The 14,360-nt window shown below is 61.3% G+C and carries 12 protein-coding genes; 9 read left to right on the top strand and 3 right to left on the bottom strand.

The annotated features are described in order from the left end of the window. Positions 1-22 precede the first annotated feature (22 nt). The 6 genes from Q0601_RS11895 to Q0601_RS11870 all read left to right on the top strand — a co-directional run bounded on the left by Q0601_RS11895 (position 23) and on the right by Q0601_RS11870 (position 8,155). On the top strand, positions 23-1,654 hold the full coding sequence (locus Q0601_RS11895; RefSeq protein WP_305290046.1) for a long-chain-fatty-acid--CoA ligase: 1,632 nt from the start codon (positions 23-25) through the stop codon (positions 1,652-1,654). Continuing rightward, positions 1,651-3,372 carry an aldehyde dehydrogenase family protein gene (locus Q0601_RS11890; RefSeq protein WP_305290045.1) on the top strand — a complete coding sequence of 574 codons (1,722 nt, stop codon included), beginning with the start codon at positions 1,651-1,653 and terminating at the stop codon, positions 3,370-3,372. Before Q0601_RS11895 ends, Q0601_RS11890 begins: the two co-directional genes overlap by 4 nt. 16 nt (positions 3,373-3,388) lie before the next feature. After that, positions 3,389-4,003 carry a TetR/AcrR family transcriptional regulator gene (locus tag Q0601_RS11885; protein ID WP_305290044.1) on the top strand — a complete coding sequence of 205 codons (615 nt, stop codon included), beginning with the start codon at positions 3,389-3,391 and terminating at the stop codon, positions 4,001-4,003. Positions 4,004-4,062: 59 nt separating this feature from the next. Further along, positions 4,063-6,039 carry an alkyl/aryl-sulfatase gene (locus tag Q0601_RS11880; protein ID WP_305290043.1) on the top strand — a complete coding sequence of 659 codons (1,977 nt, stop codon included), beginning with the start codon at positions 4,063-4,065 and terminating at the stop codon, positions 6,037-6,039. A gap of 95 nt (positions 6,040-6,134) precedes the next feature. After that, positions 6,135-6,953, top strand: a complete 819-nt coding sequence (locus Q0601_RS11875; RefSeq protein ID WP_305290042.1) for an NAD-dependent epimerase/dehydratase family protein — start codon at positions 6,135-6,137, stop codon at positions 6,951-6,953. Then, complete coding sequence (locus Q0601_RS11870; protein WP_305290041.1) at positions 6,950-8,155, top strand: NAD(P)/FAD-dependent oxidoreductase; 1,206 nt, start codon at positions 6,950-6,952, stop codon at positions 8,153-8,155. The genes Q0601_RS11875 and Q0601_RS11870 overlap by 4 nt, the downstream gene beginning before the upstream one ends. Before the next feature lie 163 nt (positions 8,156-8,318). On the opposite strand, the gene Q0601_RS11865 is transcribed toward Q0601_RS11870, so the two are convergent. Next, positions 8,319-9,542 carry a UbiH/UbiF/VisC/COQ6 family ubiquinone biosynthesis hydroxylase gene (locus Q0601_RS11865; protein ID WP_305290040.1) on the bottom strand — a complete coding sequence of 408 codons (1,224 nt, stop codon included), beginning with the start codon at positions 9,540-9,542 and terminating at the stop codon, positions 8,319-8,321. Positions 9,543-9,580: 38 nt separating this feature from the next. Then, the gene (locus tag Q0601_RS11860) at positions 9,581-10,438 is read right to left on the bottom strand and encodes an SDR family oxidoreductase (protein ID WP_305290039.1); all 858 of its coding nucleotides are present in this window, start codon (positions 10,436-10,438) and stop codon (positions 9,581-9,583) included. A gap of 90 nt (positions 10,439-10,528) precedes the next feature. Between Q0601_RS11860 and Q0601_RS11855 the strand changes: the two genes are divergently transcribed. Both Q0601_RS11855 and Q0601_RS11850 read left to right on the top strand, forming a co-directional pair. Further along, positions 10,529-12,010 carry an AMP nucleosidase gene (locus tag Q0601_RS11855; protein ID WP_305290038.1) on the top strand — a complete coding sequence of 494 codons (1,482 nt, stop codon included), beginning with the start codon at positions 10,529-10,531 and terminating at the stop codon, positions 12,008-12,010. A 149-nt stretch (positions 12,011-12,159) separates the two neighbouring features. Next, positions 12,160-12,459 carry an HU family DNA-binding protein gene (locus Q0601_RS11850; protein ID WP_305290037.1) on the top strand — a complete coding sequence of 100 codons (300 nt, stop codon included), beginning with the start codon at positions 12,160-12,162 and terminating at the stop codon, positions 12,457-12,459. A gap of 247 nt (positions 12,460-12,706) precedes the next feature. Here Q0601_RS11850 and Q0601_RS11845 read toward each other — a convergent pair whose 3' ends face one another. Next, positions 12,707-13,237 carry a DUF1697 domain-containing protein gene (locus tag Q0601_RS11845; RefSeq protein WP_305290036.1) on the bottom strand — a complete coding sequence of 177 codons (531 nt, stop codon included), beginning with the start codon at positions 13,235-13,237 and terminating at the stop codon, positions 12,707-12,709. Positions 13,238-13,430: 193 nt separating this feature from the next. Here Q0601_RS11845 and Q0601_RS11840 point away from each other — a divergent pair, with 193 nt between their 5' ends. Then, entirely contained in the window at positions 13,431-14,333 is a 903-nt protein-coding gene (locus Q0601_RS11840; protein WP_305290035.1) for a DMT family transporter, read from the top strand. Positions 14,334-14,360 lie beyond the last annotated feature (27 nt).

The following is a 14,360-nucleotide window of genomic DNA, read 5'->3' as shown; positions in this document are numbered from 1 at the left end:
GGGAAAAATGGGAGGAAATGTCATGAGTGGAACGATGATGTATCAGCCGCTGACCACGGGCAGCCTGATCGACCATGCCGCCCGGTATCACGGCGGCACCGAGATCGTCTCGGTCGAGACAACCGGCGGAACCGCGCGAAGCGACTGGGCCACCACCCAGGCCAATGCCCGCAGGCTGGCCTCGGCGCTGGACAGGCTGGGGATCCCGGCGGGTGCGCGCTGCGGCACGATCGCATGGAACAACCGCCGCCATCTGGAAATATATTTCGGCGTCGGCGCGGGCGGTCGCGTAACCCATACGATCAATCCGCGACTGACGCCCGAGCAGTTGGTCTTCATCGCCGATGATGCGGGCGACGAGGTGATCTTTTTCGACCGCACCTTCCTTCCCGCCGCCGCCAAATTATGTCCGCATTTCAAAACTGTGAAACATGCCGTTCTGATGGGGCCGCGCGACGACGAGGCCGCCGGAATGATCGAGGGACTGCTGTTCTATGACGAACTTCTGGAACAAGGCGATCCGGATTACCAATGGCCGGATCTGGATGAGCGTTCGGCCGCGGCGCTGTGCTACACATCGGGCACCACGGGCAATCCCAAGGGGGTGCAGTATTCCCATCGTTCGCTGGTCCTGCATGCATTCGGGGCCAATCAGCCGGATGGCACCTGCATCTCGGCCATGGACTCTTTGTTGCCGGTGGTTCCGATGTTTCACGTCAACGCATGGGGTATCCCCTATATCGCCGCCATGGCCGGGGCGCGGCTGGTCATGCCGGGGCCGAAGCTGGATGGCGAAAGCCTGATGAACCTCATCAACGACGAGAAGGTGAATGTCGCCTTCGGTGTGCCGACCATCTGGATGGGGTTGTTGCAGGCCCTGCGCTCTTCAGGCGGGAAACTGCCTCTGCTCGAACGGACCTTTGTCGGCGGCACCGCTTTGCCCCCCTCTATGATCGATGCCTTCCGCGAGGAATACGGGGTCGAGCTGATCCACGCCTGGGGAATGACCGAAACCGCCCCGGTCGCCACGCTGAACAAGCTGCTGCACAAGCATCTGGATCTGCCGCAGGACGAACAGCGCAGGTTGCGCCACGGCCAGGGACGCCCCCTGTTCGGAGTCGAATTGCGGGTGACCGACAGCGAAACAGGGCGGTTGCAGCCCAATGACGGCGAAAGTCAGGGCAATCTGCAAATCCGCGGGCATTGGATCGTCGAAAGCTATTACGGCAAAAGCGAAAACGCCCTGACCGAAGACGGCTGGTTCGATACCGGCGATATCGCCACGCTGGATCCCGACGGCTATATGGTCATCCGCGACCGCGCCAAGGATATCATCAAATCGGGCGGCGAGTGGATCAGCACCGTCGATCTGGAAAATATCGCCATCGCCCATCCCGGTATCAGCAATGCCGCAGCGATCGCGGCCCGTCATCCGAAATGGGACGAACGCCCGGTGCTGATCTGCATCCGCGCCGAAGGCTCGGCCGTGGAAGAGGCAGAATTGCTGGCCAGCTATGACGGCAAGGTGGCGAAATGGCAGGTTCCCGACCGGGTGATCTTCGTGGACAGCCTGCCCATCGGCGCAACGGGCAAGGTACAGAAGAACAAGCTGCGCGAAGAATACGGACATATCCTGACGGAGGGCGCAAAATGAATGTCACGCATGCCTTCACCGATCATACCACGCTGGATACCGCATTGCAGGAACTGGATGCAGCCAAACATGATTGGGCGCGGGTCTCCGTCGCCGAACGGCAGGCGATCCTGTCCGAGATCAAGGACGCGTTGCTGCTGGTGGCCGAGGAATGGGCCAGGACCGCGTCACGCGCCAAGCAGCTTCCCGAAGGCAGCCCCCTCGAGGGTGAAGAATGGCTTTCCGGCCCCTATGCCCTGATGTCCGCCTGCAACGGCTTGTCACAGACGCTTGCGAAAATAGAGGGCAAGGCATTCCTGAACCATCTTCCGCGCCGCCAGTTGCCCAATGGCCAGCTTGCCCTGAAAGTCATGCCCCATTCGATCTGGGACCGGCTGCTGCTGTCCGGAGTCAGCGCCGATATCTGGATGCAGCCGGGCGTCACCGATGCCAATCTGCCGGCTCATGCTGCGATTGCCTATGATATCCCGGTCACGGAACGGCAAGGGAAAGTGGCATTGATCCTGGGCGCCGGAAATATCGCCTCGATCGCGCCGCTGGACGTGTTCCATAAGCTGTTCAACGAAAATCAGGTCTGCATTCTCAAGATGAACCCGGTGAACGATTACCTGACGCCGTTCCTGAAAACCGCGCTGGCGCCATTGATCCGGCGGAACGCGCTGCGGATCGTCAGCGGCGATGGCGCGACCGGCGCCTATCTGACCGAACATCCGCTGGTCGAAGAGATGCATATCACCGGTGCGCAGGCAACGCATGACGCCATCGTCTGGGGCACGGGCGAAGAGGGCAGGCGCAATCGCGCCAGCGGCACGCCCCGCAACAACAGGCGTTTCACGTCGGAACTGGGCGCGGTCTGCCCGACAATCGTCGTGCCCGGACCGTGGAGCCGCGCCGATATCCGCTTTCAGGCCGAACATATCGTCACGCAGAAACTGCATAATTCCGGTTTCAACTGCATCGCATGTCAGGTCATCATCACGCAAAGGGGTTGGGAACTTGGCCCGGCATTGTTCGAGGCCGCCAAGGCGGTCGTTGCCCGCTCGGCCCGTCCCGCCTATTATCCGGGCGCCGTGGATCGGATGGAGATTTACATGGCTAAATCGTCCGAGCGCGTAAAACTGCCGCGTGGCGATGCCCCCGCCCTGATCGTGACCGAGACGGGCGATTCCGATTATTTCCGCGAGGCCGAAGTTTTCGCCCCCGCCATGTCGCGCACCAGATTGGCTGCCTCGGATCCCGAGGATTTCCTGCGCCGCGCCGTCGCCTACGCCAATGACCAGCTGCACGGCACTTTGGGCGCGAATATCCTGATCCATCCGAAAACGCTTCGCTCCATCGGGCGCGGGCGCTTCACGGAAATCATCGCGGAACTGCGCTATGGCACCATCGCTGTCAACGCATGGACCGCGCTGGGCTTTTTGCTGGCGCCATGTCCCTGGGGCGCCTTTCCCGGCCACAGCCTTAAGGATGTGCAAAGCGGCATTGGCACCGTGCATAATTGCAGGATGCTGGAAAAGACCGAGCGGACGGTGATCGAGGCTCCGTTCCGGCCCTTTCCGCGCAATCTGCTGAGTGGCGGGCGGACGCTGTTGCCGCGCCCGCCATGGTTCATCACGAATCGGCGTCAGGATCGGCTGGGCAAACTTCTGGTCGACTTCCAGCATCGTCCCGGCTGGTCCAAACTGCCAAAGATCTTCATGAACGCTTTGCGGGGCTGAATCGAAAAGAGAACCGATGAATCAACATATCCCCGATCCGATCACCAAGCTGGAAGAGCGCGCCAATCGCAAGGCAACCAAGCGCGAAGCCCGGAAAACCGAAATCGCCGTCAGCACGCTGGACGCCCTGAAGCAGCTTGGCTACGCCAATACCACATTGCGCGACATCGCGGCGCAATCCGGCATGTCCCTTGGCAGCCTGACCTATTACTTCACGGACAAGGCAGAGCTGATCACCTATTGCGTGCGGCTCTACAAGGCCGAGTTCATCGCCCGGGTCCGGGGCTCGGTGACGCAGGCGCAGGGGCGGGATGCGGTAATCGCGGCGCTTGCGGGTGAACTGGTCCGCTCGATGACCGAGGATTTGCCGACGCATCGCCTGTGGTACGATATCCGCAATCAGGCAATATTCGAGCCCGCCTTCCGCCCCGTCGTCGCCGAGATAGAGGCCGCGCTGGTGGATACGGTGGCCGATGCAATGCGCGCGGCGGGTCACGAGGATACCAGCGCCGCCGCGATCGGCTATGCGTTACTTGACGGGTTGTTCCACTATCTGATGCAGAACCGGGGCGAGGAGACGCAAGATCAGCTTGCGGCCAGTTTTGCCGCCGTCTTGCAGCGGTTTTTCTAGATTACGCAGCGTGGTGTTCGGGAAACAGCGCGCCGTTATGTTTCGGGTCAGGAGGTAAAATGAGATTGCATATCATCGCGGCAGCATTCGGGCTGACCGTGGCCGGCGCGGCATTGGCGCAAGACGCGAACGACGCGACCGGGGCAACGCAGGCCGCCAACGCCGCCGTTCTCGAAAGCCTGCCATTCGAGGATCGGGGTTCCTTTGAAAACGCCCGTCGCGGCTTTATCGCGCCGCTGCCCGGGGACGTGATTACCGGCGCGAATGGTGCGCCGATCTGGGACCCGGCGAAATTCGACTTCCTGCAAGAAAATGCCGATGCGCCCGCAACGGTAAATCCCAGCCTGTGGCGACAGTCGCAACTGGTGAATATCGGCGGGCTGTTCGAAGTCGCCAGCGGGATCTATCAGATCCGCAATTACGACCTGTCGAACATGACCGTGATCGAGGGCGATAAGGGTATCACCGTCGTCGATCCTCTGGTATCGGCGGAAACAGCGAAGGCGGCGCTTGATCTCTATTACGCCAATCGCGGCGAGAAACCGGTAAAGGCGGTGATCTACACCCATAGCCACGCCGATCATTTCGGCGGTGTGCGCGGCGTGGTGGATGAGGCCGATGTGGCGGCGGGAAAGGTGAAAATCTACGCTCCCGAAGGCTTCATGGAACATGCCATCGCCGAGAATGTGCTTGCGGGCAACGCCATGGCGCGACGGGCCAGCTATCAATTCGGCAATCTGCTGCCCCCGGATCCCAGGGGGCAGGTCGGCTCGGGGCTGGGTACCACCACTGCAGCCGGCACGATCACCCTGATCCCGCCCACGGATTACATCAGCAAGGACGGGCATCGCGAGACGATCGACGGTCAGGTCTATGAATTCATGATGGCAAATGGCTCTGGAGCGCCGTCGGAATTCGTGTTCTACATGCCGGAACTCAAGGTTCTGAACATGGCCGAGACAGCGACGCATATGCTGCACAACACCTATACCCTGCGCGGCGCGAAGGTCCGCGATCCGCTTGAATGGTCCAAATACCTGAACGCCGCCATAAATCGCTGGGGCGACAAGGTCGAGATCCTGTATAACCAGCATCAATGGCCGGTCTGGGGCAATGCCAAGGCGGTCAGGCATCTGAAACTGCAACGCGACATGTACCGCTTCATCCATGACGAGACGCTGCGGCTGGCCAATCACGGCTATACGATGACCGAAATCGCCGAGATGATCGACCTGCCCGACGCGATCGAGAAAAGTTTCTCGAACCGCGGCTATTACGGGACGTTCAATCACAATGTCAAAGCGACCTATATGCTGTATCTGGGCTGGTTCGACGGCAATCCCGCGAACCTGAACCCCCTGCCCCCGGTCGAGACCGCGAAACGCTATGTCGAGGTGATGGGTGGCGCGGATGCGGTGCTGGAACATGGCCGCAAAGCCTATGAGGCGGGCGATTACCGATGGGTGGCGCAACTGGTCAACAATGTCGTCTATGCCGATCCCGGGAATCAGGCCGCCAGGGATTTGCAGGCGGATACGCTTGAACAGCTGGGCTATCAGGCGGAATCAGGCGTCTGGCGGAACTTCTACCTGTCGGCTGCGAAGGAATTGCGGCACGGCATCGCCGAATTGCCTGCGCCGAATGCTGTCACGCCCGACACCCTGCGCGCCATGAGCCTTGATCTCTATTTCGACTACATGGCCGTACGCCTGAATCATCCGAAGGCCGACGGCAGGAAAATCACCCTGAATTTCGTGTTTCCCGATCTGGACAAGACCTATCTTCTGGAACTGGAAAACGGCGTGCTGAATCATTCCGAAGGCTCCCGATCCGATCAGGCGGACACGACGATCACGCTTGACAGGGCAACGTTGGACGCGATCACATTGCAACAGACCACGATGCAGGAAGCCGTGCAGGCCGGGAAAGTGAGTGTCGAGGGCGATCCCGCCAAATTGCAGGAAGTGATGTCGCTTCTCGATACATTCGGGTTCTGGTTCAACATCGCCACACCGAACCCGGCGCCCGTGCAATAAAATCCGGAAAACCGGAACGGGTCGGGCTGGACATTTCTCTGGCCCGCCCCTTAGCCTCGCATTGACTCACTTCCCGAATGCGAAAGGCAACCGATATGGCGAAACCGTTCAACCGCATCCTGATCACCGGCGCAGCAGGCGATCTTGGCGGCAAGCTGCGCGAAGGGCTTGCGCCGCTGGCCAATCATCTGCGGCTTGCCGACCGGATGCCGATCCCGGATTTGCAGGCGCATGAAGAAGGGCTGACCTTCGATCTGTCCGACGAGGCCGCGACGATCGGGGCCACGCGCGATGTCGATGCCATCGTCCATTTCGGCGGCGCCTCGCGCGAGCGGGTCTGGAACGATGTGCTCGATTCCACCATTCGCGGCAGCTATCATATTTACGAAGGCGCGCGGAAACATGGGGTCAAGCGCGTGATCTATGCCTCTTCCATCCATGCGGTCGGCTATCACGCCAGCGATTCGCATATCGATACCCAGGCCCCGGTCAGGCCAGACAGTCTTTATGGCGTCTCGAAATGTTTCGTCGAAGCGCTCAGCAGCCTGTATTGGAACAAATTCGGGATCGAGACCGCCTGCCTGCGCATCGTTTCCTGTTTTCCGGAGCCGGCGGACCGCCGGATGCTGGGATCCTGGCTGAGCTATGATGATTGCATCCGGCTTGTCGCCTCTTGCCTGACGGCGAATTATGTCGGGCACAGCACCATATTCGGCGTCTCGGACAATCGCGCAAAACTTGTGGACAATTCGAAAGCCGCGCATCTGGGCTTCGTGCCGCAGGACAGTTCCGAACCCTATCGGGCACAGGTCGAGGCCACGACAGAGCCGCTGGATCCCATGGCCGCGACCACCCGCCATCTGGGGGGCTGGTTCGTCGATCTGGGCCATCCCGACGATGAGACCGCGCGATGAGCGAAAGCCGTGATGTCGTCGTCATCGGAGGGGCAGTCATCGGCTCGGCAGTGGCCTATTACCTGACTGCCAATCCCGATTTCGCCGGCTCGGTCCTCGTCATCGAACGCGACCCGACCTATGCGAATGCCTCGACCGCGCTATCTTCCTCTTCGATCCGCACGCAATTCTCGAACGAGATCAATGTCCGGATAAGCCAATACGGTTTCCAGGTCATTCAGGAATTTTCCTCGATGATGGCGGCGGGCGATCACCGGCCTGATCTGAACTTCCATCCCGGCGGCTACCTGTTTATGGCCAGCACGGAAGATGGCGTGAAAACCCTGCGCGAGAAACACCGGGTACAGCAGGCATGCGGCGCCGATGTGGTCCTGTGGACGCCCGAGGAACTGGCCCGTGCCTTCCCCCATCTGCGCGTGGATGACATTCTGCTGGCGTCATATGGCCGCTCGGGCGAGGGGTGGTTCGACAATATGGGCATGATGCAGGGTTTCAAGGCCCGGGCCCGGGCGCAGGGCGCGGAATATCTGAGTGATGAGGTCGTCGCGATCGGCCATGACGGGCGAAGGGCGGGCTCGGTCACGCTGAAATCCGGGCGTCAGATCAATGCCGGATGGATCGTCAATGCCTCGGGTCCGCGGGCGGCACTGACCGCGCGGATGGCAGGGCTTGATATCCCGGTCGAGCCGCGCAAGCGAACCTCTTTCGTGTTCGATTGCGCCCGCTCGCCCGAAGGCAGCGCGCGGGTCAATGACGGGCGCCTGCCGCTGATGGTGGATGTCTCTGGCGTTTATTGCCGCCCCGAGGGCCGCTATTTCCTGACCGGCGCGCCGCCGCACAATGATGTGGCTGTCGATCCCGACGATTTCGAACCCCGCTACGAGGAATTCGAGGATATCATCTGGCCCGCGCTTGCCGCCCGCTCGGAAGCTTTCGAGGCGATCAAGCCCGTGAACCAATGGGCAGGGCATTACGCCTTCAACGTTCTGGATCACAACCTGATCCTTGGACCGAATCCGCAGATGCCGAATTTCATCTTTGCGAACGGGTTCTCGGGTCACGGGCTGCAACAGGCCCCGGCCACCGGGCGCGGCGTATCGGAACTGATCATTTACGGCGGCTTCCGCACGCTTGACCTGTCTGAACTTGGCTTCGAACGGGTTCTGGAAAACCGCCCCTTCCTGGAGAAAGTGGTTATCTAAGACATGCACCGGCGATCAGGCTCTGGGCATATCGCCTGCCGCAACTGATCGATTTTGCCGCCCTCCCTTCTTCATCCGGATATCCCGGGATTGCCGGCGAGCCGCGCCACTGGTTCAGGAACCCGCCGGCGATAGGGAGCAATACCTTCGGCCGCCCGATATCTCAAAGCGCCTGCCCGTTCAGCAGCCTTGGCATCGGATCGACCGACAGTCCCGCCGCCTGCCGCATGAAGCGCCGCCGCAGGCCCGGGATTGCCGTGACCGCGCCCATGCCCGCGCCCCGCAAACCGGCAATCACCGGATTTTCGCTTGCGAACAGCCGGTTCACCGTATCCATTCCCAATGCAAGGCTGGTCGCGTCGAACCGGCGCCATTGCTGATACCGTTCAAGCACATCCACTGCGCCGATATCCTCGCCGCGCCGCGCCGCCTCGACGATCACCTGCGCAAGCGCCGCAACGTCGCGTAGCCCGAGATTCAGCCCCTGCCCGGCAATCGGATGCACCCCATGCGCCGCATCGCCGACCAATGCGATCCGCGGGGCTGTATAGGATTCCGCCAGGGACAGGCTCAGCGGATAGGAAAAACGCTGCCCTGCCAAAGCGATTTTTCCCATAAAACCACCAAACCGGGGTTCCAGCACCCGCAGGAACTCCTCATCGGGCAGGGATTTGATCGCCCCGGCATTGGCATCCGTTTCCGACCAGACCACGCTGCTGCGATTGCCCGGCAGAGGCAGAATCGCCAGCGGGCCGGTCGTCATGAAATACTGATGCGCGATGCCTTCATGCGGCAATTCATGATCGATCGCAGCGACAAGCGCTGTCTGCCCGTAATCCCATCCCTGACGCCCGATGCCCGCCCGCCGCGCCACGCCCGAACTGCGCCCGTCAGCTCCGATCAGCAATTGCGCCGTGATCTGCCGGTCATCCGACAGACCGGCGGTGACATGCGCCGCCCCGATATCCTGCGAGATGACGGAAACACCCGGCATATGCGTGACGGAACCATCCATTCCCGTCAGAAGCGCACGGTAAAGGAAACGATCCTCCAACATGTAACCGACCGGGCCTTCCTCGATCTCGGCGCTGTCGAAATGCAGGAAAAACGGGGCGGCCCCCTCTCCGGGCTGCCCCTGTGACGCCTTGACTTCGCGGATGGGCTGACTTTCGCCCTCCAGCCCGCCCCATAATCCAAGCGCCCGCAACAACCGCTGCGAGGCCACGGCAAGCGCATAGGCGCGCCCGTCGAATTCATCCGCCGCCCGCGCATCGGCAGGCCGCGGGTCGATCACGGCCGCGCGCAGCCCCGCCCCGGCAAGAGCAAGAGCCAATGCGGGGCCGTTCAGTCCGCCGCCCGCGATCACGATGTCAAAATCAGTCGTCATGGGCGGCACTCATGCATGGCGCGCGGGCGAAAGCAATGTCACCCGTCGCCCTCCGCTTCAAGGATTGCGGCAAGGCCGCTGCGATAATCGGGATATTTCAGCGTGATGCCCAGATCGCGCTTGATCCGCATATTCGAAACCCGCTTGCTTTCGGCATAGAAAGAACGCGCCATCGGGCCCAGATCGGCCTCTTCGAAAGGCACGGCCGGAGGGATCGGCATGCCCAGCATCTCGGCGGCGAAGGCGATGACATCCTGCGGCGGGGCCGGATCGTCATCGCACAGATTATAGATCGCCCCGGCTTCGGGGGCATTGATCGACGCCATCAGGATCCGGGCGATATCCTCGGCATGGATCCGCGAAAATACCTGTCCCGGCTTGACGATCCGCCGCGCCGTGCCGTTTCGCAGCTTGGCAAAGGGACCTCGCCCCGGACCGTAGATTCCCGCCAGCCGAAAGATATGCAGGGGCAGGTCATGCCTGTCTGCCAATGCCTGCCAGTTATGCTCCGCATCGACCCGCATCCGGCCACGGGCAGTCGAGGGCGCAAGCGCGCTGTCTTCATCGACCCAGCCGCCGCCCCGGTCGCCATAAACCCCCGTCGTGGAAAGATAGCCCAGCCAGCGGGGCCGCGCCTGTGCCAGCTTTTCGGCAAAATCCGTCAGCACCGGATCACCGCCTTCCTCAGGAGCCGCGGAAACAAGGATCGCATCGGCGCGGGTAACGGCCTCGCAGAGTTCGGCTTCCTGTCCCGGCCACAGCAAGGGCAAGGCTCCGGCGGCCGCGACGCGATCCGGATGGTTTCTGGTGGTGCCGGTAACCCGCCACCCCTGCGAGATCGCGACTGGTGTCAGATAAGCGGCGGTATAGCCATGACCGAAGATCAGCATTTCCATGACATCAGCCTAACGCCCGCGGCAAAGCTGCGCCAGACGCTTGCTTGTCGCAGACAGGGCAGGCAGGGTTGTGGAAAAGAGGTTGAAAAAATGGACACGGATTCGCGTTTTCTGCCGGTCGAGACGCCGCGCCCTTCCGCGCGCGAACAGTTTACCGATGCCGCGGAGGCTGTTTCGCGGCTGCGCGAACTCTATGACGAGGCGACCGGCTTCCTGCAGGATCACTTCATCAGACTTCTGGGCGGAGAGCGGCCGAAGGCCCGCTATCGCGCATTCTATCCAGAGCTCCGCCTGATCGTCTCGGGTCACGACAAGATCGATTCGCGGCTGTCATTCGGCCATGTCACCCAACCGGGAAGCTATGCCGCGACGATCACCCGCCCGGATCTGTTCAAGGACTATCTGACCGAACAGATCGGCCTTCTGATCCGCAATCACGGCGTTCCCGTCAGTGTCGGCAGCAGCGATACTCCGATTCCGATGCATTTCTCCCTTGCCAACCAAGATCTCAACGTCCCGCAGGAAGGCGTGCTCGACTTCTCGCTTCGCGATGTGTTCGACGTTCCGGAGCTGAACACGATGAACGACGATATCGTGAACGGGGTCGCCGGATTGCTGCCGGACGGCGCGCAGCATCTTGCCGCCTTCACCGCGCAGCGCGTCGATTATTCGCTGGCCCGGCTGCAGCATTACACCGCGACGGCGGCCGAGCATTTCCAGAATTTCATCCTGTTCACCAATTATCAGTTCTATGTGGACGAGTTCGAGGCATTCGCGCGCCGCGCCCTTGCCGATCCCTCTCTCGGTTATGAATCCTTCGTCGTCCCCGGCAATCACGAGATCACGGCAGCCGATCAGCCCCTTCCGCCGCAGGTGAAGATGCCGCAGATGCCGACCTATCACCTGAAGCGCCCCGGTTCGCAGGGGATCACGCTGGTCAATATCGGCGTCGGCCCTTCGAATGCGAAAACCGCGACCGATCATATCGCCGTCCTGCGCCCTCATGTCTGGCTGATGGTTGGTCACTGCGCCGGGCTGCGCAATTCGCAAAGCCTCGGCGATTTCGTGCTGGCCCATGCCTATCTGCGCGAGGATCACGTGCTGGACGACGACCTGCCGGTCTGGGTGCCGATCCCGGCATTGGCCGAAGTTCAGGTTGCCCTGCAAGAGGCCGTGGCCGAGGTCACCCAACTTGACGGCTACGAATTGAAACGGATCATGCGCACCGGCACGGTCGCCACGATCGACAACCGCAACTGGGAACTGCGCGACCATTCCGGCCCGGTGCATCGTCTGTCTCTGTCCCGCGCCGTTGCGCTTGATATGGAAAGCGCCACCATCGCCGCCAACGGCTTCCGCTTTCGGGTGCCCTATGGCACGCTGCTTTGCGTCAGCGACAAACCGCTGCATGGCGAGTTGAAGCTGCCCGGCATGGCGACGGAATTTTACCGGACCCAGGTCGAGAACCATCTGCTGATCGGCATCCGCGCGATGGAAAAGCTGCGCGAAATGCCGCTGGAGCGTATCCATTCGCGTAAATTGCGGTCATTCAGTGAGACGGCATTCCTTTGAAACTCCATAATCTGCACGAAATCACGCCGAATTCGCGAAGTTTGGCGAAAAAGGCTTGATCTGCCCCGCAAAACCGTGTGTAGCAAGCTTTATGCCGAAAATGGCGCAAACTGTTAGCGCATGAAACAGGGCGAGAGGAGACAGAAATTATGGCAACGCCTTCCGCGAAACCGATGACGAAAACGCAACTTGTGGCCGCTCTGGCAGAAGAGCTGGGCTCGGACAAGAAATCCGCTGCTGCAGCTCTGGACGCGATCACCACGGTCGTGACCCGCGAAGTGTCGAATGGCGGCGCAGTTACGCTGCCGGGCATCGGCAAGGTCGCCTGCCGCGCCCGCCCCGAGCGTCAGGTTCGCAACCCCCAAACCCAGGAAATGATGACCAAGCCGGCTGACAAGCAGGTCAAGGTTACCGTTGCCAAGGCACTCAAGGACAGCGTCAACAGCTGATCCTGCTCCGCTTGGCGGATTTTTCGGGCCGTACCCTATCCGGGTGCGGCCTGTTTTCTTTTCCGGCCCCGCACGAATCGAAGCTGGCCTTGACCGACGTGATCCACTGCGGTCAACGCGATCAGAGCATATCGGCCGCCCGGATTCGCTTCCCCTTACTCTCCCTTCTTCTTTGTTCAAATACCTCGGGGGTCCGGGGGGCAGCGCCCCCGGCCATCGCGGGACGCAATTAACCGGCGTTTCCGATTCAGCGCGACAGGTTCCGGGCATCCTCGGATGCCATCGCCGCAAGTTTCGCGACCGTATTCAGATTGCGGGCGGTTCCGTCATTCATGGCCGGCAATCCAAGCCGGGACCGTCCCATGCCCGACGGATAGTGGATAAAGACCTCGGTTCCATTCGGAACGATCTCTTCGTCGGCCAGTCGCTTGGCGGTAGTGACGATCCCGTCCGGCGCGGCATGATCAAGGAAAAGAACCGAAACCTTATTGGGCGCCGCATCGGGAAATGGGTTACGCTCAAGGATGCTGCGCATCTGCGCGCCATCCCGGATCATGACGCCGACCGGTTTCCCCATATGCTCGGCCAACCGCCGCTCAAGGTCAGATTTTACGGTTCCGTCCGGCAGATCGGTATCGAAAACGACATTCCCGGATTGGATATAGGTCCGTACATTCCCGAAACCGGCTTGCTCACAGATCATGCGCAGGGCCGCCATCGGAAGCTTGCCGGTTCCTCCGACATTTACGGCGCGAAGCAGGGCAACAAGTGTCTTCATGAGGGGAGCTTAAACCAGACCGTTTTCGCCGACCATGGCCGTCATCTTCGAATCGCCGGACATGAAGGATCGCTTCAGCCGGCATGTCCCGCTGCCGACCCGCTCCCTTCGCGGATACCTGGTGTGTTTTACGCCTTCCTGCGTTCCTTCCGATCTGCTAGCCGTTCTGCATTATCTGCAGGAAAGGCCGGTCATGGATATTCGCGCGATCCTGATGGGGGTTAGCTTCGCGGTCATGTGGGCCTCGGCCTTCACCACCACGCGGATGATCGTCACCGAGGCGCCGCCGCTTCTTGCCCTGTCGCTGCGCTTTGCGATTTCCGGCGTGATCGGTATCGCGGTCGCGTGGCTCATGGGCGAGACATGGCGCAATCTCAGCCGGGCTCAGTGGCGCGCCGTGATCATGCTGGGACTGTGCCAGAACGCAATTTATCTGGGGCTGAACTGGATCGCCATGCAATGGATCGAGGCCGGGCTTGCCTCGATCATCGCCGCGACCATGCCGCTGATGGTGGCGGCAATGGGATGGGTCTTCATGAAGGAACGGTTGCCGCCAATCGGATTCGCGGGGCTGCTGTTGGGGCTGACCGGGGTGGTCATCATCATGGGCGCAAGGCTTCAGGGCGGCAGCGACCCGCTTGGGATCGTTCTTGGCTTCATGGCGGCCTTTGCGCTTGCGGTGGCGACACTCTCGGTCCGTGGCGCAAGTTCGGGCGGCAATGTGATGATGATCGTCGGCCTGCAGATGCTGGTCGGCGCCCTGACGCTTGCCATCATCGCCCCGTTCTTCGAAAACTGGAATGTCACACCCGACGGGCGGCTGATCTGGGCCTTTCTTTACACCATTCTTGTACCGGGGCTGGCCGCGACCTGGATCTGGTTTTTGCTGGTCAAGCGGATCGGAGCGGTGCGCGCCGCGACATTCCATTTCCTGTCGCCGTTTTTCGGAGTCATGATCGGTGCCCTGGTGCTGGGCGAAAAACTCGGCGCAAGCGATGTGTTCGGCGTCGGAATCATCATGGTGGGAATCCTTGCCGTTCAGCTTTCCAAGGCGCCGGCGAAACTGCCACAGGTCAAACGGCCGCCCCCTGCGTGATCACCCGCCGATCAGGAGGCGTAACGG

The organism is Paracoccus wurundjeri, from assembly GCF_030678915.1.
Lineage (GTDB): Bacteria > Pseudomonadota > Alphaproteobacteria > Rhodobacterales > Rhodobacteraceae > Paracoccus > Paracoccus onubensis_A.
This window is presented reverse-complemented; position numbering and strand designations above follow the sequence as displayed.

What these genes read in the sequence shown, in the direction of transcription:
- Q0601_RS11895 (WP_305290046.1), top strand. Translation starts at nt 23, where the DNA reads ATGAGTGGAACGATGATGTATCAGCCGCTGACCACGGGCAGCCTGATC.
- Q0601_RS11890 (WP_305290045.1), top strand. Translation starts at nt 1,651, where the DNA reads ATGAATGTCACGCATGCCTTCACCGATCATACCACGCTGGATACCGCA.
- Q0601_RS11885 (WP_305290044.1), top strand. Translation starts at nt 3,389, where the DNA reads ATGAATCAACATATCCCCGATCCGATCACCAAGCTGGAAGAGCGCGCC.
- Q0601_RS11880 (WP_305290043.1), top strand. Translation starts at nt 4,063, where the DNA reads ATGAGATTGCATATCATCGCGGCAGCATTCGGGCTGACCGTGGCCGGC.
- Q0601_RS11875 (WP_305290042.1), top strand. Translation starts at nt 6,135, where the DNA reads ATGGCGAAACCGTTCAACCGCATCCTGATCACCGGCGCAGCAGGCGAT.
- Q0601_RS11870 (WP_305290041.1), top strand. Translation starts at nt 6,950, where the DNA reads ATGAGCGAAAGCCGTGATGTCGTCGTCATCGGAGGGGCAGTCATCGGC.
- Q0601_RS11865 (WP_305290040.1), bottom strand. Translation starts at nt 9,542, where the DNA reads ATGACGACTGATTTTGACATCGTGATCGCGGGCGGCGGACTGAACGGC.
- Q0601_RS11860 (WP_305290039.1), bottom strand. Translation starts at nt 10,438, where the DNA reads ATGGAAATGCTGATCTTCGGTCATGGCTATACCGCCGCTTATCTGACA.
- Q0601_RS11855 (WP_305290038.1), top strand. Translation starts at nt 10,529, where the DNA reads ATGGACACGGATTCGCGTTTTCTGCCGGTCGAGACGCCGCGCCCTTCC.
- Q0601_RS11850 (WP_305290037.1), top strand. Translation starts at nt 12,160, where the DNA reads ATGGCAACGCCTTCCGCGAAACCGATGACGAAAACGCAACTTGTGGCC.
- Q0601_RS11845 (WP_305290036.1), bottom strand. Translation starts at nt 13,237, where the DNA reads ATGAAGACACTTGTTGCCCTGCTTCGCGCCGTAAATGTCGGAGGAACC.
- Q0601_RS11840 (WP_305290035.1), top strand. Translation starts at nt 13,431, where the DNA reads ATGGATATTCGCGCGATCCTGATGGGGGTTAGCTTCGCGGTCATGTGG.